Raw genomic sequence first — 22,361 nt, forward strand, 5'->3', positions numbered from 1 at the left:
TCGTACCCCTCGTCCTCCTCACCGTGCTCGTCGCCGGGCTGGTCTGGTACGCCCGCAACCGTGACAAGGAGTAGTGCCTGGCCCGCCGCTTTTCTGCACTGTCTGACCTGGGCGTTGGCCGTAGCCTTGACGCGTGGAAGAAATGCCGCAGGACCAGCGCCCCACCACATGCATCCGCGTACTCCTCGCCGAGGACCAGGGCATGATGCGCGGCGCACTCGCGCTGCTGCTCGGGCTGGAGGCGGACATGGAGGTGGTCGCGCAGGTGGGGCGTGGTGACGAGATCGTGGATGCCGCGCTCATGGCACGCCCCGATGTGGCGCTGCTCGACATCGAATTGCCGGGGCGCAGCGGCCTCGACGCCGCTGCCGATCTGCGCGACGAGGCGCCCGACTGCCGGGTGTTGATCCTCACCACCTTCGGGCGGCCCGGTTATCTGCGGCGCGCGATGGAGGCCGGGGCCGCCGGGTTCCTCGTCAAGGACGGGCCCGTGGAGGAGCTGGCCGCGGCGATCCGGAAGGTGCTGGCGGGCGAGACCGTCATCGATCCGGCACTGGCCGCGGCCGCACTCGGCGCGGGGCCGAGCCCGCTGACCGCGCGGGAGCGCGATGCGCTCAACGCGTCGGTGGACGGGGCGACGGTCGCCGACATCGCGGCCGCGCTGCATCTGTCGGAGTCGACCGTACGGAACTACCTCTCGTCCGCGATCGGCAAGACGGGCACCCGCAACCGCATGGAGGCGGTACGGGCGGCCCGTCAGCAGGGCTGGCTCTGACCGGGCATCATGGAGCCGGCTCCCTGGGCTCCTCGGGTATGCGGTCGAGGAGATCGGCGAGGACGTCCAGCGGCAGCGAGCCACGATAGACGTCGATGCGCCCGTAAGTGCCCTCGGGCAGCGGCGGGAACTCCGCCCCGTGCCGCTCCACACCGAGCGCCGCCAGTCGCCCAAGGATGCGATCCTGGAACTCGCTGGGCCATACGAACGGGCGGACGACGTCCTTCGGGTCGTACAGACACCACTGGAGCTCGTCCTCGTCCGTCGGCACGTCGAACCAGACCTTGCTCTCCACCGCGGGGTCGGGCAGCGGGGAGCGCATCACGACGAGCGACCGGGCCCAGCGCACGACACTGCGCGACAGCATCCCGCCGGGTCTGGACGCGTCGAACGACATCGGCGGCCGTACGGCGAGATAGCCGATGCCCTTGGTCCGAGCGGGGCGCCTGGCGTCCTTGGCGACCACGAAGGACCGGTCCCCGTCCCACCGCCACAGGCGCCTGGACTCGCTGATCCGCATGATCGTCCACTGCTGCTCCCGCTCGCGCTGGTCACGCACCCGCACGATGTACAGCCCGCCCGGTGTCAGCTCCGACCACTTCATGGTGTCCCCCCTCGGCCGGACGTGGCCGCCGGCCCGGTTCTGCTCAGGTCCCGGCCAGGCTATCGGCGGCCTATGACAGTGCCCGGCCCCCGCGTCCGGCACCGGTTCGCGGCAGCCACAGCAGCATCAGCACCGCGGCGGCGAGCAGTACGCCCGTGCCCGTACGGAAGGCCAGCGCATAGCCCTCCGCCAGCGCCTCGGGGCCGGTGCGGCCCGCGGTGCGCGAGGCGGCGACGGTGGTGAGGATCGCCAGGCCCAGCGCGCCGCCCATCGTGCGGGAGGTGTTGATCAGACCGGAGACCAGTCCCGCGTCGCCGGGGCCGGCACTCGATGTGGCCAGCGTCGCGAGGGGAGTCATCGCCAGCCCGACGCCCGTCATCATCAGGATGCCGGGGCCTGCGATCGCCGTGAGGAAGCCGCCGTCGGCGGTCATCGTGGACTGCCAGCCGAAGCCCACCGCCGCGATCAGCGCACCGAGGACCGCGACATTGCGCGCGCCTCCCTTCGCCATCAGCCGCGGCGCGATCTTCGAGCCGAGGACGACGCTGAGCGAGCTGGGGATCAGGGCGAGTCCGGCCTCCAACGGCGTGTAGTGCAGCACGTTCTGGGCGTAGACCGTCATGAAGAACCACATGGCGAAGGACGCCGAACCGCACACCATCATCGTCACGTTGGCAGCCGTGACCGCCCGGGAGCGGAACACCTTCAGCGGCATCAGCGGCGCCGCCGTCCTCGCCTCCACCGCGACGAACAGCCCGAGCAGCGTGAGGCCGCCGAGCAGCGGCAGCACCGTCGCACCCGCCGTCCACCCCGACTCCTCGGTCTGCACGATGCCGTACGCGACGGCGGCCAGTCCGCCGGTGACCAGGACGGCGCCCGGCAGGTCGAGGCGGCGGCTCCCGCACGCCCGGCCCTCGGTCAGCCAGGCCGCAGCGGCGACCAGCACCGCGGCGCCCACCGGCACGTTGATCAGCAGCACCCAGCGCCAGGACAGCAGATCGGTCAGCACTCCGCCGACCAGTCCACCGGCCGCGCCGCCCGCCGCGCCGACCGCCGCCCAGGTGCCGATCGCCCTGGTCCGCGCGGGCCCCTGCGGCACCGCGGCGGTGATGATGGTGAGCGTCGCCGGGGCGAGCACGGCCGCCCCGAGGCCCTGTACTGCGCGGGCGGCCGGCAACTGCCAGCCCTCCACCGCGAGTCCGCCGGCCACGGACGCTGCTGTGAACAGGCCGAGCCCGACGAGGAACATCCGCTTGCGCCCGAAGATGTCGGCCGCCCGCCCGCCCAGCAGCATGAAGCCGGCGAACGCGATCGAGTAGGCGTTCAGCACCCACTGCAGCCCGGTGGCGGACAGCCGCAGGTCGGCGCGCATGGAGGGCAGCGCCACATTGACGACGGAGACGTCGAGCACGACGAGGAACTGCCCCGCGCACGCTGCGAGGATCACCGCCCAGGTGCGCGGGGACCGCGCGGGCGACGGTGCGGACATCTCGGTGTGCGGGCGGGCTTGGGCCATGGGCGTCATGGTCGCAGCCGTCGCACGGTCCTGACATCCGGATTCCGATGTACGGACAGGGCCCGGTGGTCCTAGAACCTCCGCAGCAGCGTCACCACGGCCGCCCCGCCGAGCCCGATGTTGTGTGCGAGCCCCACCCGGGCGCCGGCCACCTGCCGGGGCCCCGCCTCGCCCCGCAGCTGCCGCACCAGCTCGGCCGCCTGGGCAAGCCCCGTCGCACCGAGCGGATGCCCCTTGGAGATCAGGCCGCCGGACGGGTTGACCACCCACCGGCCGCCGTAGGTCGTCGCCCCGCTCTCCACGAGCTTGCCGGACTCGCCGTCCGCGCACATGCCGAGCGCCTCGTAGGTGAGGAGCTCGTTGATGGAGAAACAGTCGTGCAGTTCGACGACGTCCACGTCCTCGATGCCGAGCCCGGCGCCCTCGTACACGGCGCGGGCCGCCGCCCGTGACATGGGCTTGCCCACGGCATCGATGCAGGAGCCGGACGCGAAGGACTCCTCCGTGTCGGTGGTCATCGCCTGGGCCGCGATCTCCACGGCCTTGTCGTGCAGACCGTGCTGGACGACGAAACGCTCGGAGACGACGACGGCCGCCGCGGCCCCGTCGGAGGTGAGCGAGCACTGGAGCCTGGTCAGCGGCCGGTGGACGGTCTTCGCGGCCAGGATCTCGTCGACCTCGTACACGTCCTGGAACTGGGCGTCCGGGTTGTTCGCCGAGTGCCGGTGGTTCTTGGCCCCGACGGCGGCGAGCTGTGCCTCGGTCGTGCCGTAGCGCTCCATGTGCTCGCGCGCCGCGTTGCCGAAGATCTGGGCGGTGGGCGGGGTCGTCTCGAAGCCGTGGCGGGCCGCCATGACGGCGTAGTGGCGGGCGACGGGTGACGCCTTGAAGTCTCCCCCGTCCGCGCCGGATCCCAGGGAGCCGCGGGCCATCTTCTCGAAGCCCAGCGCGAGTACGCAGTCGCAGGCGCCGCCCTCGACGAACTGCCGCGCCAGCATCAGCGCGGTGGCCCCGGTCGCGCAGTTGTTGTTGACGTTGAAGACGGGAACGCCGGTCAGGCCCAGTTCATAGACGGCACGCTGCCCGGCGGTCGAGGCCTGGAAGCAGTAGCCGACGGGGACCTGCTGCACCTGTTCGTACGGGACTCCCGCGTCGGCGAGCGCCCGGGTGCCGGCCTCCCGCGCCATGTCCCAGTACTGCCAGTCCCGCGTCTCGGGCTTCTCGAACTTCGTCATCCCCACGCCGACGATGTACGCCTTCATCTCCGTGCTCCTTCAGTCTCGCGGCAGGCCGAGGATGCGCTCGGCGACGACATTGAGCTGGACCTGCGTGGTGCCGCCCGCGATGGTCAGGCAGCGCGACATCAGCAGCTCGTGCACGGCCCGTGCGCCCGCGCCCTCGCGCACCGCACCCGCCGGGCCGAGCAGTTCGAGGGCGAGTCCGGCGGTCTTCTGCTGGTGCGTGGTCTGGATCAGCTTGCCTACGGAGGCCCCGGCGCCCGGTTCGAGTCCCGACACCTGCTGCAGCGTGGTGCGCAGGCCGATGCAGGCGAGGGCATGCGATTCGGCGGCGAGGGCACCGATACGGGCGCGCTGTGCGTCGTCCAGCTCGCCGGCCCGGGCGAGCAGGGCCTCGAGGCCGGTGGTGAAGGACATCTGGTCGGCCATGTGCACGCGTTCGTTGCCGAGCGTGTTGCGGGCGACGCGCCAGCCGTCCCCCGCCTGCCCGACCAGGGCGTCCGGCGGCAGCAGCGCGTCGTCGAAGAACACCTCGTTGAACAGCGACTCCCCCGTGATCTCCTTCAGCGGTCTGATGTCGATCCCCCGGGTGCGCGTCATGTCGACGACGAAGTAGCCGAGCCCCCGGTGTTTGGGGGCGTCGGGGTCGGTACGGGCGAGCAGGATGCCGAAGTCGGCCGTACGCGCCGAACTCGTCCACACCTTCTGCCCGTTGACCCGCCAGCCGTCCTCGGTCCGTTCGGCCCGGGTCCGCAGGCTCGCCAGGTCCGATCCGGCGCCCGGCTCGGAGAACAGCTGGCACCAGCGCAGATCGCCGCGGAGCGTGGGCAGCAGATAGCGCTCCTGCTGCTCCTTCGTGCCGTGGGCGAGAAGCGAGGGCACCACCCAGGCGGCGATGCCGAGGTCGCTCAGCCGCACCCCGGCAGCGGACAGCTCCTGCTGGACGGCGAGCTGCTGGAGCGGGCCCGCGCCCAGGCCGTAGGGCGCGGGCAGGTGCGGGGCCGCGTAGCCGGTGGGCGCGAGGGCACGGCGTACGGCAGGCGGGTCCAGCCCGCGTACGGCACCGATGACGTCCCGTGCGGCCGCCCGGTGGGCGTCCGCCTCCTGTGGCAGCTCCAGGGTCAGCTCGCGGCGCACCCCGGAGGCGGCGAGGGCGACGGCCCGGAGCCGGTGGGTGTCGCCCGGTCCCAGCAGCTGCCGTGCCACCAGCGCCCGCCGCAGGTACAGGTGCGCGTCGTGTTCCCAGGTGAACCCGATCCCGCCGAGCACCTGGATGCAGTCCTTGGCACAGCTGTACGCGGCATCCAGCGCGGCCGAAGCGGCGAGGGCGGCGGTGAGAGAACGGACCTGCGGCGGGGCGGTGTCGGCGGCCCGCGCCGCGTCCCAGGTCAGCGCGCGGGCCTGCTCCAGCCGTACGAGCATGTCGGCGCACAGGTGCTTGATCGCCTGGAACCGCCCGATGGGCCGCCCGAACTGCTCGCGCACCGCGGCGTATTGGGCGGCGGTCTCCAGTGCGCGCGCCGCGACGCCGCACGCCTCCGCCGCCAGCAGCACGGACGCCAGGTCGTGCACGAGCTCCGGATCTATGTCGAGCGTGTCCCGTACGAGCACCCCGTCGGCACTCACCTCGGCGGTGGGCCGGACCGGATCGGCGCTGTCGTGGGCGCGCACGGTCAGCGCGGCGGCATCGGCCACGGACCAGACCGTGCCCTGCCCGGACATCGCGGGAAGCAGCAGCACATCGGCCTGCGCCCCCGCGAGGACGGGCGGCGCGGTCCCGTCCAGCACGTAGCCGCCTTCGGCCGGTACGGCGGTGAGGCTGCCGGCCGTGAGGGCGACGGCCGCGGTCCGGGTCCCGCCGGCGAGCGGCGCGGCGAGCTCACCGCGCCCGGCGCGCCGCAGCACTTCGGCGGCGAGGACGCTCGGGAGATACGGCCCCGGCAGGAGACCCCGCCCGGTCTCCTCGACCACGACGGCCAGGTCGAGCAGTGTGCCGCCTCCACCGCCGTACTCCTCGGGCAGATGCACCCCGAGCAGCCCCTGCGCCGCGATCCCGTCCCAGTAGGCGGGCCGCCCTGTGGCCGAGGCGGGCACGTCCAGACACTTGCGCACATACTCCGGCGGCGCGGCCCGCTCCAGCCGGCCCCGCACCGCCTCGGCCAACTCCCTGTGTTCCTGCGTGATTCCGATGCCCATGCGCATCCCCAGGTCGATCGCGACGGATCGGGACGCGGGCAGAGTAGAACACGTTTCAATCTGATGGAAGGTCAGAAGTGCTGCGGATCCGCGGATCCGTTCAGGCGCCGGGGGTGTCCTGTCTCAGTGAGCCCTGCGAAGTCCGGGCACGGGTTGCGAGGGATCCTGCGAGGTCCCGCGTCACCTTGCGAACGAACCCGGCGTCAGGCCACCCGGCGTACCGGGGTGCAGTGATCATTGGCCTACTCGGCCGTCGATCCGCTCGCGCAGGAAGTCGGCGTGGCCGCAGTGCCGCGCGTACTCCGCGATCTGCGCCACCAGGACGTCGCGGAGCTGCTCGTCCCCACCGGGTTCGGGGCCGAGGTCGGAGGAGCCGGCGTTCCGGGTGCCGAGGTCGGTGACGCCGGCCAGGAACCGGTCGGCGAGTTCCACCTCTGCCCGCCACTGCCGCCAGGCGTCCTCCACGACGGCCGGGTCGGCGATCGCGCCGTTGAAGTCGCCGTCGCGGTCTTCGTCGGTGCGGTACAGCTTCGGCGCGTCCTCGCCGGCCATCACCCGGCGAAAGCGCCGTTCCTCCTCGGTCAGGTGCCGCACCAGCCCGAGCAGGGACATCGTGGACGGCGGTACGGAGCGCCGGGCCATCTGTTCGGCGTCCAGGCCCGCGCACTTCATTTCCAGGGTCAGGCGGTAGCTGCGCAGGTGGTCCAGCAGGATGCTGCGTTCATCGACTGCTCTGGCATCCGTCTCGCGCGGGTCGTCGTCCGGATCAACCCACATGTCGGGATAGATGGTTGACCGCGTCCACCGGGTCACCGCTGCTTCACCTGCGTGCTCATCCGAGTCCATGCGGGCATCATCACGGGCCTGGACACCGTCCGCCACCAGATATCGGGCATCTGCGTCATCCGGCGGCCGGCCGGCCGCGTCCCGCCCGCGCAGCGTCCCGGCGAACAGCCCAGCCTCGCCCGAGTACCTCGCGCGGGGGCCGCTCAGGCGCCGGAGGCGCCGCCCATGGCGCGGAGCATGCCCAGGCCGCCGGTACGCAGGAAGCGCACCACGAGCGCCCCCCGCGAGCAGCAGGAAGGCGATGTTGAGCCAGGTCATGTAATCCCAGGACACCCCTCGTCGGGGACCTTCGCGGTGGACTGGTCCGGGACGAGGCCGAGGGCGCCGAAGACGAACTCCACCACGTAGGCGGCGGCGACGATGGCGGCGTAGAACGTCATGGTCCACCCCCGTACGGCGGTCAGGGCGGCCGGAGTCACGCCTCGTGTCGACCCGCCGCGTACCGCCTCGGCCGCCCCTTGTGTTTCTGCATGAAGCCGTCGGATCAGGGGAGCTTGACCTTCACCGCTCCGCAGCCGATACGTTCGGTCTCCGCCTCGACATAGGCGGGCAGCACATCGCGGACGAAGTTCGCGTCCCTGCGCGGCAGATCGAGATCCTCGACCACGAAGACCACCGGACCCGTCTGGCACGAGACCTCGTACACGGCGCGGGTCGGGTTGAGTGTCCCGCCCCCTTCCGTACCGGTGACCCGGGCACCGCCCTTGTACGCCTCCTGGAGGAGGATCCCGGCAAGCGCCGGATCCAAGACCGTCGTCAGTCGTACCTCCGAGCGGCCCCCGCGCCCGGCGTCGCACGTCCTGGCCGCCCCGGCGTCGCCGCCGAAACGGTTCACTTCCAGATCCTTCCGGTAGGTGGCAGGCAGTTCCAGGCCCTTCACACCGCAGAAGGTCCTGGGCCTCACGTCGTCCCATCGGGGAAGGCCCGGCAGCGCATCCGGCGTCCGGTACGTGCCTGTGCAGCCCATGTCGCGGATGACGCCGTTGGCCGCGGCGACGACCACCCGCGTCATGGCGTCGCGGTCCTCCCCGTCGTATTCGCTCTGCGTGTCGAAGTCGTGCTCGCCCAGGGCCACATCGACGACTGTGGGGCCCTGGGTACTGTCGGGCCTTCCGGTGCAGCTCTGGGGCAGGGCAAGCCAGGCCCGGGAGGCGGAGACCATGCCGGGCAGCCCGTCGCCGAGCGTGACCATACGGCTCGACAGGAACTCGGCGGGCCAGCGCCGCCCGTCCTTGCCGTACAGACCGTCCAGGGTGTGCACGCGGATGATCGCCTGCCGGCGTGCCTCTTCGTCCTTGTAACTGGTGATCCTGCACTGCCCGTAGGACAGGGACGCCACGCTCGGATCGCGCCGCAGGGCCTGCTCGTCGACCTCGAGCCGACGGTCGCCGAACAGCGCGGAAACAGCCGAGTCGTCGAGCGAGTCCCAGCACGGGTCGGGCTTCAGCAACGGCAGCGTGTCCGTCTGCCAGGCGACCACTCCCGCCCCGAGCAGCGCACCGACCAGTCCGGCCACGGTCGCTGCGCGAGCGGTCCGGTGACGCAGGAAGCGGCGCAGGAGCGAGGGCCGGACATTCGTCGCCGGCGTCACGTCCGTCTCCTGTCCGGGGTCGCCGCCCCGGGCATGCTTCTCGGCTTCGGTCCCGGCCCTGGTCCCGGCGTGGTTCTGCCCGATCCCGGCCGCCTCACCTTCCGCTTCCGTCGCCTCCGTCCCCTCAGCGTTCTCTTCAGCCCCGGGACTGCCCGTCATCACGCCTCTCCCCCGGTCCCGCACCTGATGCGGTTGCCGACCGACTCGACAAAGTTCGCGAACGCACCGTCCAGGCTGGGCGAGGCGCTGCTCCGCAATCCGCCTCGGACGTCTGCGTAGAACACGGTCTTCCGCCCGTTGCAGGTGGACCGCACCAGCCCCTTGTCCGCTCCCTCGGGAAGCCCCTCGAAGAGTGCGGCCATACGCGGCGCCGACGCCATCACATACTGCGCCGCCGGCTCGTCCGGCTCACCCCGCGAGCTCCACACCACCGAGCAGGTCTGCAGTTCGTCGTTCACCGCACCCACCTGCTGCCGGTAGCGGTCGCCTTCGCCGAACTCGAAGGTCACGCCAGGAATCCGGCACACCGGCTCACCGGCACTCTCGTCGTCCTCGGCAACGGTCGCCATCGGCGACGTCATACGCAGCGGATCGCCCGGCGCACAACCAGCCTTCTCCATCCCGGTGTTGGCCACCTCCAGCAGCATCCGGGCGACATCGGGCCGGGTGCCGATCGAGAAGGGCATGGCCCGCCTGCCCAGATGGCCGTCGCCCCAGCTTTCGCTGCGGATCGTCACCACCGACGGCCGTCCGTCCACGTCGCACGCCTCGGGCAGGACGAGCATCGCCCGGTCACCGCCCACCAGCCCGTCGAGTCCGTCGGGCAACGGCGAAGCGGAACCGTGGAAGTAACGCGCCATCCACGCACGGCGCTTGTCGGCCTCGGCCGGGACGGGCCCGTACTCGACCGTGACGCTCTCCTCGAAGGTGAGCGGCTCGTCCGAATCGCTGTCGTCGACGGTCGAGGACACCTCGACCGTGCAGGTGGCGCGATGCCGTTCAGCCGAGGGTGGGGCCGACTCGGTGCCGCGGCGCTCGGAGCCGGACTTGGCGAGGGCATCCTCACCGAGGAAGTCCGCGCCGCTGTCCTCCTGCCACGCGCCCCAGCAGTAGGCGTCCCGGAAGGGCCAACTGTCCGTCGCATACAGCCCGATGCCGGTCGCGAACACGGCCCCGGCCACCACGCCGACGAAAAGCGTTCCGCGTCGTCTCCTGCCGCCACCCATGCCATTCCCCCTTGCGAACCGCGAAGTTCAGAGCAAACGCACCGATGGTACGCGCGCCGGCCTCGCGGATCCCGGGTGAGGGGGTCAGGCAGTCAGAGGCCGCCCTCGGCCGCGGCTGCGACGAATGCCGCGAAGGCGGCGGGGGTGGTGAGGAAGGCGGGGCCGTCGGGGTTCTTGGAGTCGCGGACGGCGATGTGGGGGGTGAGGTGGGCGACCTCGACGCAGTCGCCTCCCGTGTCGGAGCTGTAGGACGACTTGCGCCAGGCGGCGGGGCCGAGAGGGGCGCACTCGATGCACTCGCCACCGCTGGAACCGCTGTAGGACGACTTACGCCACTGCACGCCGGTCACCTTCTGGCTGCTGCCCATAACGTTCCTCCAGTACGCGAGCGATCAGTGCCGCCGAATCCCTTGGGGAGAGGGCTGCCGCTTGCAGGTGAGCGTAACCGACTGAACGCTCCCTGATCACTTGCGGATTGGCTGTCATATGGCCGAAGTCGTAGGTCTCCGAGTAGAAGAGATCCGGGTCGTCCTCGAAGCGCAGGAGGGTGAACGATCCCATCATCCCCGCGTGCTGACCGACCGAATACGGGAGAACCTGGATTTGGGCCCACGGCCGGTCCAGCATCCCCAACAGGTGGGCGAGTTGGTTACGCATCACCTTGCGGCCACCGATCTCCCGGTGAAGCGCCGCTTCGTCCAGCACCGCCCACAGCACGGGCGGGTGCTCGCGCTTCAGGATGCGCTGACGCTCCATGCGCGCAGCGGCCATCTCGTCGAGACGGTCCGGATGATCGACGCCCAGCACTGCCCTCGCGTACTCCTCCGTCTGCAACAACCCGTAGACCAACTGCGCCTGGTACGTGGAGATGTACGCCGCCTTCGCCTCCATCTCCGCATACGGCTGAAACCAGTTCGGTAACTGGCTTCGCAGCACCAGCCCCACCAGCCGCGAGAACAGCCCGTCCGTCCCCAGCGCCGCATCCACCCGCTCGCTGAAGTCCCGCGTCGGCACCTTCCTCGCCGTCTCGATCTGGCCGACCAGCGAGCCCGTGCAGAAGATGATCGAACCCAGCTGCCCTTGTCTGAGGCCCGCCTCTTCCCGCCGGCGGCGCAGCTCGGAGCCGTAGTAGTCCAGCGGCGAGGCGCTGGGATCGAGGTCGCGAATGTGGACCATGGCGACGGTCACCCCCGTTGTGCGTCTGACTCGTCGCCGAGCGTAACCAAAGCGCTGCGCGCAGGTGATGTGAATCACGCAACCGACCTCGCCCCCGGAAGCTACCCGCCCGTAGGGCACCATGGCCCAACCCGCACCACCCGCTCAGGAGGACCCACGCATGGCCGCCGCCACCCCGAAGCCCGAGATCCTCGCCGCATTCGAGGCCGCCAAGGGGTTCATGCCCGTCGGCGAAGGGCTGGCCCTGTACGCGGCCGCAGCCGAGGCAGGCACGCTCGGGCTGCCGCTGCTGGAGGTCGGGACGTACTGCGGGCGGTCCACGATCCTGCTCGCCGACGCGGCCCGCGAGGCCGGGACCACCGCGATCACGGTCGACCACCACCGGGGCAGCGAGGAGCAGCAGCCGGGCTGGGAGTACCACGACCCGACGGTCGTGGACCCGGAGGTCGGCCGCATGGACACGCTGCCCACGTTCCGCCGCACGCTGCACAAGGCGGGCCTGGAGGACCACGTGATCGCCGTCGTGGGGCGCTCCCCGCAGGTCGCGAAGGCGTGGGGCGGCAAGGTCGGGCTGGTGTTCATCGACGGCGGCCACACCGACGAGCACGCCACGAACGACTACGAGGGCTGGGCCCCGCACGTCGCCGAGCGCGGGCTGCTGGTCATCCACGACGTCTTCCCCGACCCGGTCGACGAATGGACCGGCCAGGCCCCGTACCGCATCTACCTGCGGGCTCTGGAATCCGGCGCGTTCACCGAGGTCTCGGCGACCGACTCCCTGCGTGTCCTGCGCCGCACGGGCCAGGGAATCTGAGCCACCGGGTCAGCGCCCGGCTAGCATCGCGAGCGTGTCGTACGACGAGAACCCCAGCTCTGCCACCGGACCGCGCCGCTCCCGGCGCGGTCTCCTCATGGTCGCCGCACTGGTGCCCACGGCCTTGGTGGGCTGGCTGGCGTGGCAGGCGGTGAGCGGCCCCGGGGGAAGCGAGTCCCCCAAGGGGACGGCGATCCCGACCACTGCGGGCAAGCCCGGTGACACCGCGCCCCCGGCGTCCCCGTCACCCTCCCTCGTCGCCCCCACCTCCACCCCGGCGCCCTCGAAGGGCACGTCGGGGCCACTGGCCGGCAAGGTGGTCGTCATCGACCCCGGACACAACCCCGGCAATTTTCGCCATTCCCGGGAAATCAACCGTCTCGTGGACATCGGCACGAACAGCAAGGAATGCGACACAACCGGCACGGCCACGAATGCCGGGTACACCGAGGCCGAATTCACCCTTGATGTTTCACACCGTCTTCGCAAGCTCCTGGAAAAGCAGGGCGCACGGGTCGAATTCACCCACGACAACGACCGCCCCTTCGGCCCGTGTGTCGACGAACGAGCACGATTCGGCAACAAGGCCGAGGCCGACGCGGTGATCTCCGTTCACGCCGACGGCTCGGCGGTCGGCAACCGCGGCTTCCATGTGATCCTCCCCGCCCTGGTCACGTCCGGCACCGCGGACACCTCGAAGATCGTGGGCCCCTCGCGCGACCTGGGCGAGCGGATCGTCGGAAAGTTCGTACGGGCGACGGGCAGCCAGGTCTCCAACTACGTGGGCGGCAACACGGGGTTGGACGTGCGCAAGGATCTCGGCGGTCTCAACCTGTCCGACGTGCCCAAGGTGTTCATCGAATGCGGCAACATGCGTGACCCCAAGGACGTTGCCCTGCTGACCGACCCGGGCTGGCGACAGAAGGCGGCGCAGGGAATGGCGGACGGTATCAGCAGCTACCTCGGCCAGTGACGCGGTAACTGCGATACCCGGCAGACGGCCGGAACCGGCAGGCGATAGATTCACCTCTACGATGGGGAGTCACCCCCGAGCTCCACGTCCGTGCACACCGCCGCACAGGCGGCAGCGACGACCGCCCCGATGAGACGACGACGAAGGAATTACACGTGAACATCCGCTCCCTCACTCGAGGCGATGGCGTGGTGATCGGAGCAGCGGTGGTGCTGTTCATCGCCTCGTTCCTTGCCCTCAACAGCGTGGACTGCCCCTCGGGTGTCGACTGCTCGGACTTCGACAGTGCCAACGCCTGGGACTCCCTGAGCCTCCTGATGAGCATGTTCCTCTCGGGAGTCATCGGCGCAGCTCTGATCCTCGTGGGCCGGAGCATGCCGGGTCGCAAGGTTGCCGGCCTTGACCTCGGCCAGTTCGGTGTGGCCTTCACCGTGTTCGCGGTCTGGACGGCGTTCTGGACCATCATCGACATGCCCGGCGACGCGGGCGCAGGCATGATCCTCGGCCTGCTCTCCACCATCGCCCTCGCGGGCGGCGCCGTCGCTTCCCCGCTCGTGGCCGCCCTCAAGGCCCCCCTCGTCGGCGCCCCCCGCCCCGCCGCCCCGCAGCCCTACGGCGCCCAGCCGCAGGCCGGCGGCTACGGCTACCCGGGTGCCCAGCAGCAGCCCTACGGCGCCCAGCCGGGTCAGGCCCAGCCGTACGGCGGCCAGCCCGCGGGCGGCCCGGCTCCCGCCCCCGTCGAGCCGCAGCAGGGCGGTTCGCCCTCGGACTTCACGCCGTTCTGGTTCGCGGTGCCGGTGGCCCGTCCGCTGTACGGCGAGGACGGTTCGCCGAGCCCGATCGCCGAGCTCGCCCCGGGTACCTGGTACCTCGCGGTGGAGCAGCGCGGCCCCGGCCTGGTGGCCCAGACGCAGGACGGCCGTCGTGGCGTCCTGCAGGACACCACGGGTATCCAGCGCGGCTGATGCCGCAGCGACACCTCACGGCCCCTCGCCCTTCCGGGCGGGGGGCCGTTGGCGTACCCTGACGCACCGTCAAAGGTCGCAAGCGGGAAGGACCGGCCATGCGACTCGGACTCGCGCTCGGCTACTGGGGCCGCGGCCCCGACCCCTCCCACCTCGCGCTCGCACGCGAGGCCGAACGGCTCGGCTACCACTCGGTGTGGACGGCCGAGGCCTGGGGCTCCGACGCCTTCACCCCGCTCACCTGGATCGCCGCGCACACCTCGCGGATCCGGCTGGGCACGGCGGTGGCGCAGATGGCCGCCCGTACCCCGACCGCGACCGCGATGCACGCGCTGACGCTGGACCATCTGTCCGACGGCAGGATGATGCTGGGGCTCGGCCTGTCCGGTCCGCAGGTGGTGGAGGGCTGGTACGGCCGCCCCTTCCCGAGCAGTCCGCTGACCGCGACCCGCGAGTACGTCGACGTCATCCGCCAAGTCCTCGCCCGCGAGCGGCCGGTGGAGCTGTCGGGACGCTTCCACCCGCATCCGTACGCGGGGGACGACGGCACCGGCACCGGGAAGCCGCTCAAGGCGATCACCCATCCGCTGCGCGCCGATCTGCCGCTGCTGCTGGGCGCGGAGGGCCCGAAGAACATCGCGCAGACGACGCGGATCGCCGACGGCTGGCTGCCGTTGTACTGGTCTCCGCTGCGTACGGATGTCTACGCGGCCTCGCTCTCCGACGTACCCGACGGTTTCATGATCGCGCCGATGGCCCGGGCCAGGGTCTGCGACGACATCGCCGAGGGCCTTCTGCCGGTGAAGGCGATGCTCGGCTTCTACATCGGGGGCATGGGGCATGCGACCCGTAACTTCCACGCCGATCTGATGGCGCGCATGGGGTACGAGGCCGAGGCCCGCCGCATTCAGGAGCTGTTCCTGGCGGGCCGGAAGCAGGAGGCGGTACTGGCGGTGCCGGACGCCTTCGCGGACGAGATCTCGCTGGTCGGACCACGTGAACGCATCGCGGAGCGGCTGGAGTTGTGGCGCAAGGGACCGGTCACGGATCTGCTGGTCACCGCCCCCGACCCGGACACGCTGCGGGTCATCGCCGAGCTCAACAGCTGAAACGAACGCGTCATCCGCCGAGTTGGGACGTGGTCGGAATCCGGTCGGTGACCGTGGCGCCGGCGCTCTTGCCCGCTTCCTTCACACCGTTGATGACGGACTCGAAGGCACCGACGTCGGCCGCGCCCGCCTGGCCGCTGCGCAGCTTGGTGCCGAGCTCCTTCAGCGACTCGATACCGGCGGTCAGCGGAGCGACGGCCTTGGAGAGGAGGGGGTCGGCCTTGGCGTTCGCGGTGGCGGCCTTGAGCCGGTTGTACGCGAACGTGCCCGCAAGACCGGCCTTGACCAGGGCGAAGGTGCGACCCTCGGCGCCCTTCTTGAACTTGCCCTCGCGGTAGGGCTTCACGATCCACTGGTACGTCGCCCCGGCCGCGAGGCCCGCGTTGGCGACGAACCGGGTCTTCGCGAACTTCTGCGCCTCCGCCGACGCGGTGGGGCTCGCGGACGCGCCCGCATCGGATCCGTCGCCGCCGCCGCACGCTGTGGCCCCGCCGAGCAGGGCGCAACACACCATCAGGGCCACGAGGGCGCGGCGTATCGGAGCGTTCGGTGTACTGGGCACGGGCACGGCTGACCTCCGGGGCGGACTGCCTCCGAGGCTCTCCCCGGGGCCGCCGGGGTGCCACCTGGGTTGACCCGTACGGGTTTCACGCGCGCACAAGCGGCAAGACGAGGGCCATGAGTACACGTCAAAGCAACGGATTGCTCGCGGCCAGAATCATCGTGGTCGTCGCGGACGTCATGGCCGTCATCATCGGCCTGTGGATTCTCATGTACCTGCTGGACGCCAACCGCGCCAATGCGCTGGTGGGCTTTGTGCAGGACTCGGCCCGCTGGCTGGCCGCCTGGTCGTACGACCTGTTCACCTTCGACAAGGCATGGGCGCGTGTGGTGGCCGGCTACGGTCTCGCGGCGGTCGTGTACCTGTTCATCGGCCACGCGGTGGCCGGGCAGCTGCGCCGGCACTAGGTGTACGGCCTTCCGGCACCTCTCACCACCCCTGTCCCCTGCGAGGCCGCCCAGGGGCGGGCAGGCTGAACTCCCCGCTCAAGGCGGGGAGTTCAGCTGGCGGCGGTGTCGTCGGCCCGCAGCCGCTCGGCTGCGTCCCGGTAGGCCTGGGTAGCGCGGACGAAGTAGTCGAAAAGGACGTCGAGCTGCTCGGCCGAGTACCCGCCGAGGATCTCGCCGACCTTCTGCCGGGCGGGGGTCATGACCCGGTCGAGGCCGGCAGGGCGGCCGACCGGTACGACGATGACTTTGCGCCGGTCGCCGGAATCGGGGGATCGGCGGACGTAGCCGGCCTGCTCCAGCCGGTCGATCAGGCGGGTGGTCGGTCCGGTCGTCAGGCCGGTGCGCGCGCCCAGTTCACCGGGGGCCATCGCACCCGCCAACTGCAGGATGTTCAGCGCGTACAGGTCGGTGGCGCCGAGGTCGCAGGCTCGGGCGCTCGCGTGCCCGTGCAGCATCACCGCGCTCAGGTACTGGCGGTAGATCTGGCTTGCGTCGGGTCGCATGGCCGGTGTTGACACGGGCTCCTCCACTCCATAATCTCTTCCCCAAGGAAGAGAAATTACTTGGGAAGTAACTTCCTTGAGGAAGTTATCACGAAGGGGGACCCATGCCCGTCACCATCACCACACCCGCCGGACCGGTCCCGGACCGCACGCGTCGCCGCCACACCGTCAAGCACGTCCTGGGCGTCATGGAGCGCATCTCTTTCCTGTTCTCCGCCCGGACCGGGCCGGAGGTCGAGAAGTGACCGCGCACACCGCTGCCCAGGGCTCCGGCATCTCGGACGACACTGCGATCCGCGCTCTGCTGCAGCGAAGCTGCGACGCCTGGAACCGCGGCGACGGCACCGCCTACGGCGAGCTGTTCACCGCGGACGCCACCGACGTGACCTTCACCGGCACCGTGTACCACGGCGGCCAGGACATCGGTCGCGCCCACCAGGCCCTGTTCGACAGCTTCCTGAAGGGGACCCGGCTGGCCGTCGAGATCACCGGCATCCGCTTCTACGGCCCCGACACCGCCGTCGTCACCACCCGCGGCGATGTCCACAAAGGCCGTCCGAAGGAGCTCGGCAAACTCGCGACGTACACCGTCGTCCGCGAGACGGACGGCCACTGGCGGATCGCTGCAGTTCAAAAGACCCGGCACAAACGCCTGCTGGAGACCATCTCGTTCAGGCTGCGGCCCGCGACCAGGCCCGCCGCCCGCTGAATCACGCCCCGCAGCCGGCCGGCACAGCCCACCCAGCAGGAGGACCACTGTCATGGCCGCAGGGAGCAGACCGGCCGACGCCACAGCGGCGGACCGAGCCGGTGACCGGAGCGAGCACAGGCATCCGACGGGAGTCCGCCCGCCGACTTGCCGAAGCCGGCTACCGGGTGATCGCCGTGGCCCGCGCCCCGGACCGGCTCCGGTTGCTGACCGGCGAACTCGGCCCGGACCACGAACGTGTCCCCGCGAATCTCGCCCGTCCACCGGCCGACAGCAGGTCGCCGGCATGCGCGAACGTGCCTGTCACCCCACTGCGCAGCAGTCCGGCGCCAGCCCCCGCGGCAGGCGCTCGCCGCCGAAGACCGCCGTCGTGGCCTCGTCGCCGCCCAGTACCGCGACCGCGAGCAGCAGCGAACCGGCCGTCCAGGTGGTCAGTTCCTCCGGCCACATCGCCTGGCTGCCCTCGAAGACGTACCCCGTCCAGTACATGCCGCCATCGGCGCGCAGGTGCTGGATGGACTGGAGGATCTCCAGCGCCCGGTCGGACTCGCCCATCGCCCACAACGCCAGGGCCAGTTCGCAGCTCTCGCCGCCGGTCACCCACGGGTTGGGCAGGACGCACCGCACGCCGAGGCCCGGTACGACGAAGTCGTTCCAGCGCTCCTCGATACGGGTCGTGGCCGCGGCTCCCGTGAGCGCGCCGCCGAGGACCGGGTAGTACCAGTCCATGGAGTAGCGGTCCTTGTCGAGGAAGCGCTCGGGGTGGTGGCAGATCGCGTGGGCGAGCGCCCCCGCGGCGAGCTCCCAGTCGGGCTGCGGCTCCTCGCGTTCCTCCGCGATCGCCAGTGCACAGCGCAGCGCCTGGTGGATCGAGGAACTGCCGGTCAGCAGCGCGTCGTTGACGGCCGTGCCGTCCGGCTCGCGCTTCCAGCCGATCTGGCCGCCGCTCTGCTGCAGCTCCAGCACGAACTCGACCGCGGCGTACACGACGGGCCACATGCGGTCGAGGAAGGCGTCGTCGCCGGTGGACAGATAGTGGTGCCAGACGCCGACAGCGATGTAGGCGACGAAGTTGGACTCGCGGCCGAGGTCGGTGGGCTCGTCGGCGTTGCCGTCGTGGTAGGCGGCGTACCAGGAGCCGTCCTCGTTCTGGTGCCGGGCCAGCCACTCGTACGCGCGGGCCGCCGCCTCGTGCTCGCCGGCCGTGTCCAGGGCCATGGCGGCCTCGGTGTGGTCCCACGGGTCGAGGTGGTGCCCACGGAACCACGGGATCGCACCGTCGGTGCGCTGCCCGGCGAGGATGCCGGCGACGGTCTCGGCGGCCTGCTCGGCGGTCAGGACGCCGTCCAGCACGAGGTGTTCCGTCTTGGCCAGGTCCGTCGCCGGTCGGGCGGGGGGCACGGCCGGCTGCTGTCCGGTGGACGGATTCCCCGGGGTGCGGCCGGGGCGGCGCGAGGTCGTCACGCGCCGACCTTCGGCAGGTGCGGCTTGGTCGCGTACGCCACGAAGCTCTTGCCGATCAGGGGGTTCAGCGCCTGCTCGGCCACGCGCGTCGCCAGCGGCTTCTTCATGATGTCCCAGACCAGCAGCTTGTGGTACGCCCGCACCGGCAGCGCCTTGTCGTTGTCCACGCCGAAGGCGCACTTGAGCCACCAGTACGGCGAGTGCAGCGCATGCGCGTGGTGGGTGCCGTAGGGCTTCAGGCCCGCCTGCTTCATCTTGCCGAGCAGTTCGTCGGCCTTGTAGATACGGATGTGGCCGCCCTCGACCTCGTGGTACGCGTCGCTGAGCGCCCAGCAGATCTTCTCGGGGCCGTAGCGCGGCACGGTCACGGCGATCCGGCCGCCGGGCCTCAGGACCCGGACCATCTCCGCGAGCACGCCCTTGTCGTCGGGGATGTGCTCCATCACCTCGGAGATGATGACGACGTCGAAGGACTCGTCCGGGAACGGCAGGTTGAGCGCGTCGCCCTCCATCGCCGTCGCCGTCGCGCCCTCGGGGGCCTCACCGGCCTCCTTCATCGCAGCGAACCACTTGGCGACCTCGCGGATCTCCTCGCCGTTCTGGTCCAGGGCCACGACCTGCGCACCGCGCCGGTAGCACTCGAAGGCGTGCCGGCCTGCGCCACAGCCCAGGTCGAGCACGCGGTCGCCCGGGGCGAGCGGGAAGCGGGAGAAGTCGACGGTCAGCACGGGGGTCTGCCTTCCTGAGGGGCGGAGCTGGGGGGTGCGGGTGGTTCAGCGGGTACGGGCGAGAGTGACGCGCCGGGAGGTGGCGATGGCCTCCCGATAGCGTTCCGCGGTGCCGATCGCGGCCTGCTTCCAGGTGAACCGTGACAGCACCCGGGCGCGGCCCGCGGCGCCGAGCCTCGCCCGCAGGTCCGGGTCGGCCAGCAGCCGGCGCAGTGCGGCGGCCAGCGCTTCGGCGTCGCCGGGCGGCACCGCGAGGCAGGTCTCGCCGTCCGCTCCCGCGACCTCGGGGATCGCGCCGCCGGTGGTGGCGACCAGCGGGGTGCCGGTCGCCATGGCTTCGGCGGCCGGCAGCGAGAAGCCCTCGTACAGCGAGGGCACGCAGGCGATCTGGGCGCTGCGCACCAGGTCGACCAGTTCGGCGTCCGAGATGCCCTTGACGAACCGGACGGCGTCGGCGAGGCCGTACCGCTCGATCAGCTGGGCCACCGGGCCGTCCTCGGCGCGCTTGCCGACGACGACGAGATGGGCGTCGGGGTTCTCGGTGCGCAGCTTGGCGAGCGCCTCGACCAGGAACACCAGCCCCTTGAGCGGGACGTCCGCGCTGGAGGTGGTGACGATCCGGCCGGGGACCTCGGCGACCGCCGGATTCGGCGAAAAGAGGTCGGTGTCGGCGCCGATATGGACGACGTGGATCCGCTCGTTCCGGACGCCGAGGTGGTCGACGATCTCCTGCTGCGAGGAGCCGGAGACGGTCACGACGGACGGCAGGCGGCGGGCGACCCGCTTCTGCATCCGGGTGAAGCCGTACCAGCGGCGCACGGAGGCACGGCGCTTCCAGTCGGCCGCCGCGTCCAGGTCCAGCTGCCGGTCGACGGTGATCGGGTGGTGGATGGTGGTGACCAGCGGTGCGCCGAGGTCGCCGAGCAGTCCGTAGCCGAGGGTCTGGTTGTCGTGGATGACGTCGAACGCGCCGCGGCGGGCCCGCAGATGCCGGCGCGCCCGCAGCGAGAAGGTCAGCGGCTCGGGGAAGCCGGCGGTCCACATGGTGGCGACCTCGAGCGCGTCGATCCAGTCGCGGTACTCGTCGCGCCCCGGGGTGCGGAAGGGGTCCGGGCTGCGGTACAGGTCGAGGCTCGGCAACTCGGTAAGCGGAACGCCCTCGTCGAGCACGGGGTAGGGCTGGGCGCCGATCACCTCGACGTGGTGGCCGAGGCGCGCGAGCTCGCGCGACAGATGACGGACGTAGACGCCCTGACCGCCGCAGAACGGGTTCCCCTTGTAGGTCAGCAGAGCGATGCGCAGCGGTGCGTCATCGCCGCCGGACGTGCCCGCACGGGGGCCGACCTCTATGGCCTCTGCGGTCACCCACGGCCCCCTTCTCACTGCGTTTTCGCCGGAGCGTAATAGCTCACGGTAATCTAGAACAAGTTTCAGACTTGATCGGCCGGAGGCTTTGAATCTACCGGCAGGTAGCGCGACTGTGACCGGCGGATCAGGTGATTCGCGCCACGGCGGGAGCCCCTGCCATGCTGTGCGATCCGGAATCGTCCAGGGAACAGGACACATGACTGCGGAAGCCAGGTCGGCAGGGCCCACATCAGCGCCCCTGACAGAGCGGCAGGAGGCGCGCCGCCGCCGCATCCTGCACGCCAGTGCCCAGCTGGCGAGCCGGGGCGGTTTCGACGCGGTGCAGATGCGCGAGGTCGCCGAGTCGTCGAGCGTCGCCCTCGGCACGCTCTACCGCTACTTCCCGTCCAAGATCCATCTGCTGGTCGCCACCATGCAGGATCAGCTCCAGCACATGCACACCACGCTGCGCAAGCGCCCGCCGGCCGGGGAAAGCGCGGCGGAGCGGGTCGCCGAGACGCTGATGCGGGCCTTCAGGGCACTGCAGCGCGAGCCGCATCTCGCGGACGCGATGGTGCGGGCGCTGACCTTCGCGGACCGCAGCGTGAGCCCGGAGGTGGACACGGTCTCGCGGCAGACCACGGCGATCATCCTGGACGCCATGGGCCTGGAGAACCCCACGCCCGAGCAGCTCTCGGCGGTGCGGGTGATCGAGCACACCTGGCACTCGGCGCTGATCACCTGGCTGTCGGGACGGGCCTCGATCGCCCAGGTGAAGATCGACATCGAGACGGTGTGCCGCCTGATCGACCTGACGGCCCCACCGCCGGCCGAGCCGGCCGCGCCCCCGAGAGGACGCGGCCGCGCGTAACCGGTGCCCTACGACTTCATGTTCTTCTTCATGATCTTCTCCAGCTCCTTGTTGATCACCTTCTGGCACTCGGCGCTGTTGTCCTCGGCGCCGAAGGTGACCACCAGGAACGTGTCGGCCCGGCCGTGGGAGCTCGCCGTCATGGTCCAGCCGCTCTTGCGCATGGACGTGATGACCGCCCCCTTCTCCTTGTGTTCCCGAGGCTGCCCCCAGCCGCCCTTCTCCAGGGCCGCCAGCGTCGCGTCGTAGGACTTCTTCGGGTCGGCGGCCTTCTCGGCATCCGCGTGCCAGGAAACCGCGCACTCTTTGAGTGAAGCAGGGAGACCCTCCGACGGCTCCTCGGTGAAGCCTGCCGCCGTGGCCGCGTCCTCGATCTCCTTGGCGGCCGCGGCGGCGTCCAGGCTCCCGCCCGCTTCCGCCGGAGCGGCGGACGAACCGGAGCGCGACGTCCCGGGCTTGTCGTCCTTCGCACCACTGCATCCCGCCACCAGCAGCACCACACCGACGGCCGCGGCCGCCCACCTCGCCTTGCGCACAGGTCTCCCGCTTCACATCGCGCACGGGCCCCCTGCCCGCGCGGTCAAAGGCGCAGTCTGGCACGGATGTTCGCGCGGGCATTCGCACAGGCCGACTCCGGGCGGTGGGGGACGGTGGAGCGGACGGTGAACCGGACCGGACCGTGGGGCGGACCGCGGAGCC

The 22,361-nt window shown here is 71.0% G+C and carries 24 protein-coding genes and 1 pseudogene; 9 read left to right on the forward strand and 16 right to left on the reverse strand.

Annotated features, from left to right (window positions below; translation table 11 throughout):
- Positions 1 to 142 precede the first annotated feature (142 nt).
- The gene (locus ABZ208_RS14155; RefSeq protein WP_356909787.1) at positions 143 to 775 is read left to right on the forward strand and encodes a response regulator transcription factor; all 633 of its coding nucleotides are present in this window, start codon (positions 143 to 145) and stop codon (positions 773 to 775) included.
- A 7-nt stretch (positions 776 to 782) separates the two neighbouring features.
- On the opposite strand, the gene ABZ208_RS14160 is transcribed toward ABZ208_RS14155, so the two are convergent.
- The 10 genes and pseudogenes from ABZ208_RS14160 to ABZ208_RS14205 all read right to left on the reverse strand — a co-directional run bounded on the left by ABZ208_RS14160 (position 783) and on the right by ABZ208_RS14205 (position 11,168).
- Positions 783 to 1,379 (reverse strand): hypothetical protein, encoded by a 597-nt coding sequence (locus ABZ208_RS14160; RefSeq protein WP_356909752.1) that lies wholly within the window; start codon positions 1,377 to 1,379, stop codon positions 783 to 785.
- A 70-nt stretch (positions 1,380 to 1,449) separates the two neighbouring features.
- Positions 1,450 to 2,895, reverse strand: coding sequence for an MFS transporter (locus ABZ208_RS14165; RefSeq protein ID WP_356909753.1), 1,446 nt, complete (start codon positions 2,893 to 2,895; stop codon positions 1,450 to 1,452).
- Between the two features lie 71 nt (positions 2,896 to 2,966).
- Positions 2,967 to 4,157, reverse strand: a complete 1,191-nt coding sequence (locus tag ABZ208_RS14170) for a lipid-transfer protein (RefSeq protein ID WP_356909754.1) — start codon at positions 4,155 to 4,157, stop codon at positions 2,967 to 2,969.
- 12 nt (positions 4,158 to 4,169) lie between these two features.
- Entirely contained in the window at positions 4,170 to 6,329 is a 2,160-nt protein-coding gene (locus ABZ208_RS14175; protein WP_356909755.1) for an acyl-CoA dehydrogenase, read from the reverse strand.
- Between the two features lie 234 nt (positions 6,330 to 6,563).
- A complete protein-coding gene (locus ABZ208_RS14180) occupies positions 6,564 to 7,175 on the reverse strand; it encodes a DinB family protein (RefSeq protein WP_356909756.1) in 612 nt (203 codons plus the stop codon).
- A 143-nt stretch (positions 7,176 to 7,318) separates the two neighbouring features.
- Positions 7,319 to 7,552, reverse strand: a pseudogene (locus tag ABZ208_RS14185) (permease); the annotation flags it as partial.
- 107 nt (positions 7,553 to 7,659) lie between these two features.
- Positions 7,660 to 8,925 (reverse strand): hypothetical protein, encoded by a 1,266-nt coding sequence (locus tag ABZ208_RS14190; protein WP_356909757.1) that lies wholly within the window; start codon positions 8,923 to 8,925, stop codon positions 7,660 to 7,662.
- Positions 8,925 to 9,992 carry a hypothetical protein gene (locus ABZ208_RS14195; protein ID WP_356909758.1) on the reverse strand — a complete coding sequence of 356 codons (1,068 nt, stop codon included), beginning with the start codon at positions 9,990 to 9,992 and terminating at the stop codon, positions 8,925 to 8,927. Before ABZ208_RS14195 ends, ABZ208_RS14190 begins: the two co-directional genes overlap by 1 nt.
- 92 nt (positions 9,993 to 10,084) lie before the next feature.
- Entirely contained in the window at positions 10,085 to 10,360 is a 276-nt protein-coding gene (locus ABZ208_RS14200) for a DUF397 domain-containing protein (protein WP_356909759.1), read from the reverse strand.
- On the reverse strand, positions 10,320 to 11,168 hold the full coding sequence (locus ABZ208_RS14205) for a helix-turn-helix transcriptional regulator (RefSeq protein ID WP_356909788.1): 849 nt from the start codon (positions 11,166 to 11,168) through the stop codon (positions 10,320 to 10,322). The genes ABZ208_RS14200 and ABZ208_RS14205 overlap by 41 nt, the downstream gene beginning before the upstream one ends.
- Before the next feature lie 160 nt (positions 11,169 to 11,328).
- Here ABZ208_RS14205 and ABZ208_RS14210 point away from each other — a divergent pair, with 160 nt between their 5' ends.
- The 4 genes from ABZ208_RS14210 (at position 11,329) to ABZ208_RS14225 (ending at position 15,029) form a co-directional block, all read left to right on the forward strand.
- Positions 11,329 to 11,982, forward strand: coding sequence for a class I SAM-dependent methyltransferase (locus ABZ208_RS14210; RefSeq protein WP_356909760.1), 654 nt, complete (start codon positions 11,329 to 11,331; stop codon positions 11,980 to 11,982).
- Positions 11,983 to 12,079: 97 nt separating this feature from the next.
- On the forward strand, positions 12,080 to 12,955 hold the full coding sequence (locus ABZ208_RS14215; RefSeq protein WP_356909789.1) for an N-acetylmuramoyl-L-alanine amidase: 876 nt from the start codon (positions 12,080 to 12,082) through the stop codon (positions 12,953 to 12,955).
- A gap of 155 nt (positions 12,956 to 13,110) precedes the next feature.
- Positions 13,111 to 13,920, forward strand: coding sequence for a hypothetical protein (locus ABZ208_RS14220; RefSeq protein WP_356909761.1), 810 nt, complete (start codon positions 13,111 to 13,113; stop codon positions 13,918 to 13,920).
- Positions 13,921 to 14,018: 98 nt separating this feature from the next.
- Complete coding sequence (locus ABZ208_RS14225; RefSeq protein ID WP_356909762.1) at positions 14,019 to 15,029, forward strand: LLM class F420-dependent oxidoreductase; 1,011 nt, start codon at positions 14,019 to 14,021, stop codon at positions 15,027 to 15,029.
- Between the two features lie 10 nt (positions 15,030 to 15,039).
- Here ABZ208_RS14225 and ABZ208_RS14230 read toward each other — a convergent pair whose 3' ends face one another.
- Positions 15,040 to 15,543, reverse strand: coding sequence for a hypothetical protein (locus ABZ208_RS14230; RefSeq protein ID WP_356909790.1), 504 nt, complete (start codon positions 15,541 to 15,543; stop codon positions 15,040 to 15,042).
- Between the two features lie 164 nt (positions 15,544 to 15,707).
- Here ABZ208_RS14230 and ABZ208_RS14235 point away from each other — a divergent pair, with 164 nt between their 5' ends.
- On the forward strand, positions 15,708 to 15,998 hold the full coding sequence (locus tag ABZ208_RS14235; protein ID WP_356909763.1) for a hypothetical protein: 291 nt from the start codon (positions 15,708 to 15,710) through the stop codon (positions 15,996 to 15,998).
- Between the two features lie 92 nt (positions 15,999 to 16,090).
- Here the strand turns inward: ABZ208_RS14235 and ABZ208_RS14240 are convergent, their stop codons facing one another.
- Positions 16,091 to 16,543 carry a MarR family transcriptional regulator gene (locus ABZ208_RS14240; RefSeq protein ID WP_356909764.1) on the reverse strand — a complete coding sequence of 151 codons (453 nt, stop codon included), beginning with the start codon at positions 16,541 to 16,543 and terminating at the stop codon, positions 16,091 to 16,093.
- A gap of 104 nt (positions 16,544 to 16,647) precedes the next feature.
- Between ABZ208_RS14240 and ABZ208_RS14245 the strand changes: the two genes are divergently transcribed.
- Positions 16,648 to 16,788: a hypothetical protein gene (locus ABZ208_RS14245; RefSeq protein WP_356909765.1), complete on the forward strand. Its 141-nt coding sequence runs from the start codon at positions 16,648 to 16,650 to the stop codon at positions 16,786 to 16,788.
- Positions 16,785 to 17,252, forward strand: coding sequence for an SgcJ/EcaC family oxidoreductase (locus ABZ208_RS14250; RefSeq protein ID WP_356909766.1), 468 nt, complete (start codon positions 16,785 to 16,787; stop codon positions 17,250 to 17,252). The genes ABZ208_RS14245 and ABZ208_RS14250 overlap by 4 nt, the downstream gene beginning before the upstream one ends.
- Positions 17,253 to 17,555: 303 nt before the next feature.
- Here ABZ208_RS14250 and ABZ208_RS14255 read toward each other — a convergent pair whose 3' ends face one another.
- The 3 genes from ABZ208_RS14255 to ABZ208_RS14265 all read right to left on the reverse strand — a co-directional run bounded on the left by ABZ208_RS14255 (position 17,556) and on the right by ABZ208_RS14265 (position 20,809).
- Positions 17,556 to 18,626, reverse strand: coding sequence for a prenyltransferase (locus ABZ208_RS14255; RefSeq protein ID WP_356909791.1), 1,071 nt, complete (start codon positions 18,624 to 18,626; stop codon positions 17,556 to 17,558).
- A gap of 86 nt (positions 18,627 to 18,712) precedes the next feature.
- On the reverse strand, positions 18,713 to 19,444 hold the full coding sequence (locus ABZ208_RS14260) for a class I SAM-dependent methyltransferase (protein WP_356909767.1): 732 nt from the start codon (positions 19,442 to 19,444) through the stop codon (positions 18,713 to 18,715).
- Between the two features lie 45 nt (positions 19,445 to 19,489).
- A complete protein-coding gene (locus ABZ208_RS14265) occupies positions 19,490 to 20,809 on the reverse strand; it encodes a glycosyltransferase family 4 protein (protein WP_356909768.1) in 1,320 nt (439 codons plus the stop codon).
- A 199-nt stretch (positions 20,810 to 21,008) separates the two neighbouring features.
- Here ABZ208_RS14265 and ABZ208_RS14270 point away from each other — a divergent pair, with 199 nt between their 5' ends.
- On the forward strand, positions 21,009 to 21,662 hold the full coding sequence (locus tag ABZ208_RS14270) for a TetR family transcriptional regulator (protein WP_356909769.1): 654 nt from the start codon (positions 21,009 to 21,011) through the stop codon (positions 21,660 to 21,662).
- Positions 21,663 to 21,670: 8 nt separating this feature from the next.
- Here ABZ208_RS14270 and ABZ208_RS14275 read toward each other — a convergent pair whose 3' ends face one another.
- The gene (locus ABZ208_RS14275) at positions 21,671 to 22,198 is read right to left on the reverse strand and encodes a hypothetical protein (RefSeq protein ID WP_356909770.1); all 528 of its coding nucleotides are present in this window, start codon (positions 22,196 to 22,198) and stop codon (positions 21,671 to 21,673) included.
- Positions 22,199 to 22,361: the final 163 nt, after the last annotated feature.

The organism is Streptomyces sp. NPDC006208 (assembly GCF_040613775.1).
GTDB lineage: Bacteria > Actinomycetota > Actinomycetes > Streptomycetales > Streptomycetaceae > Streptomyces.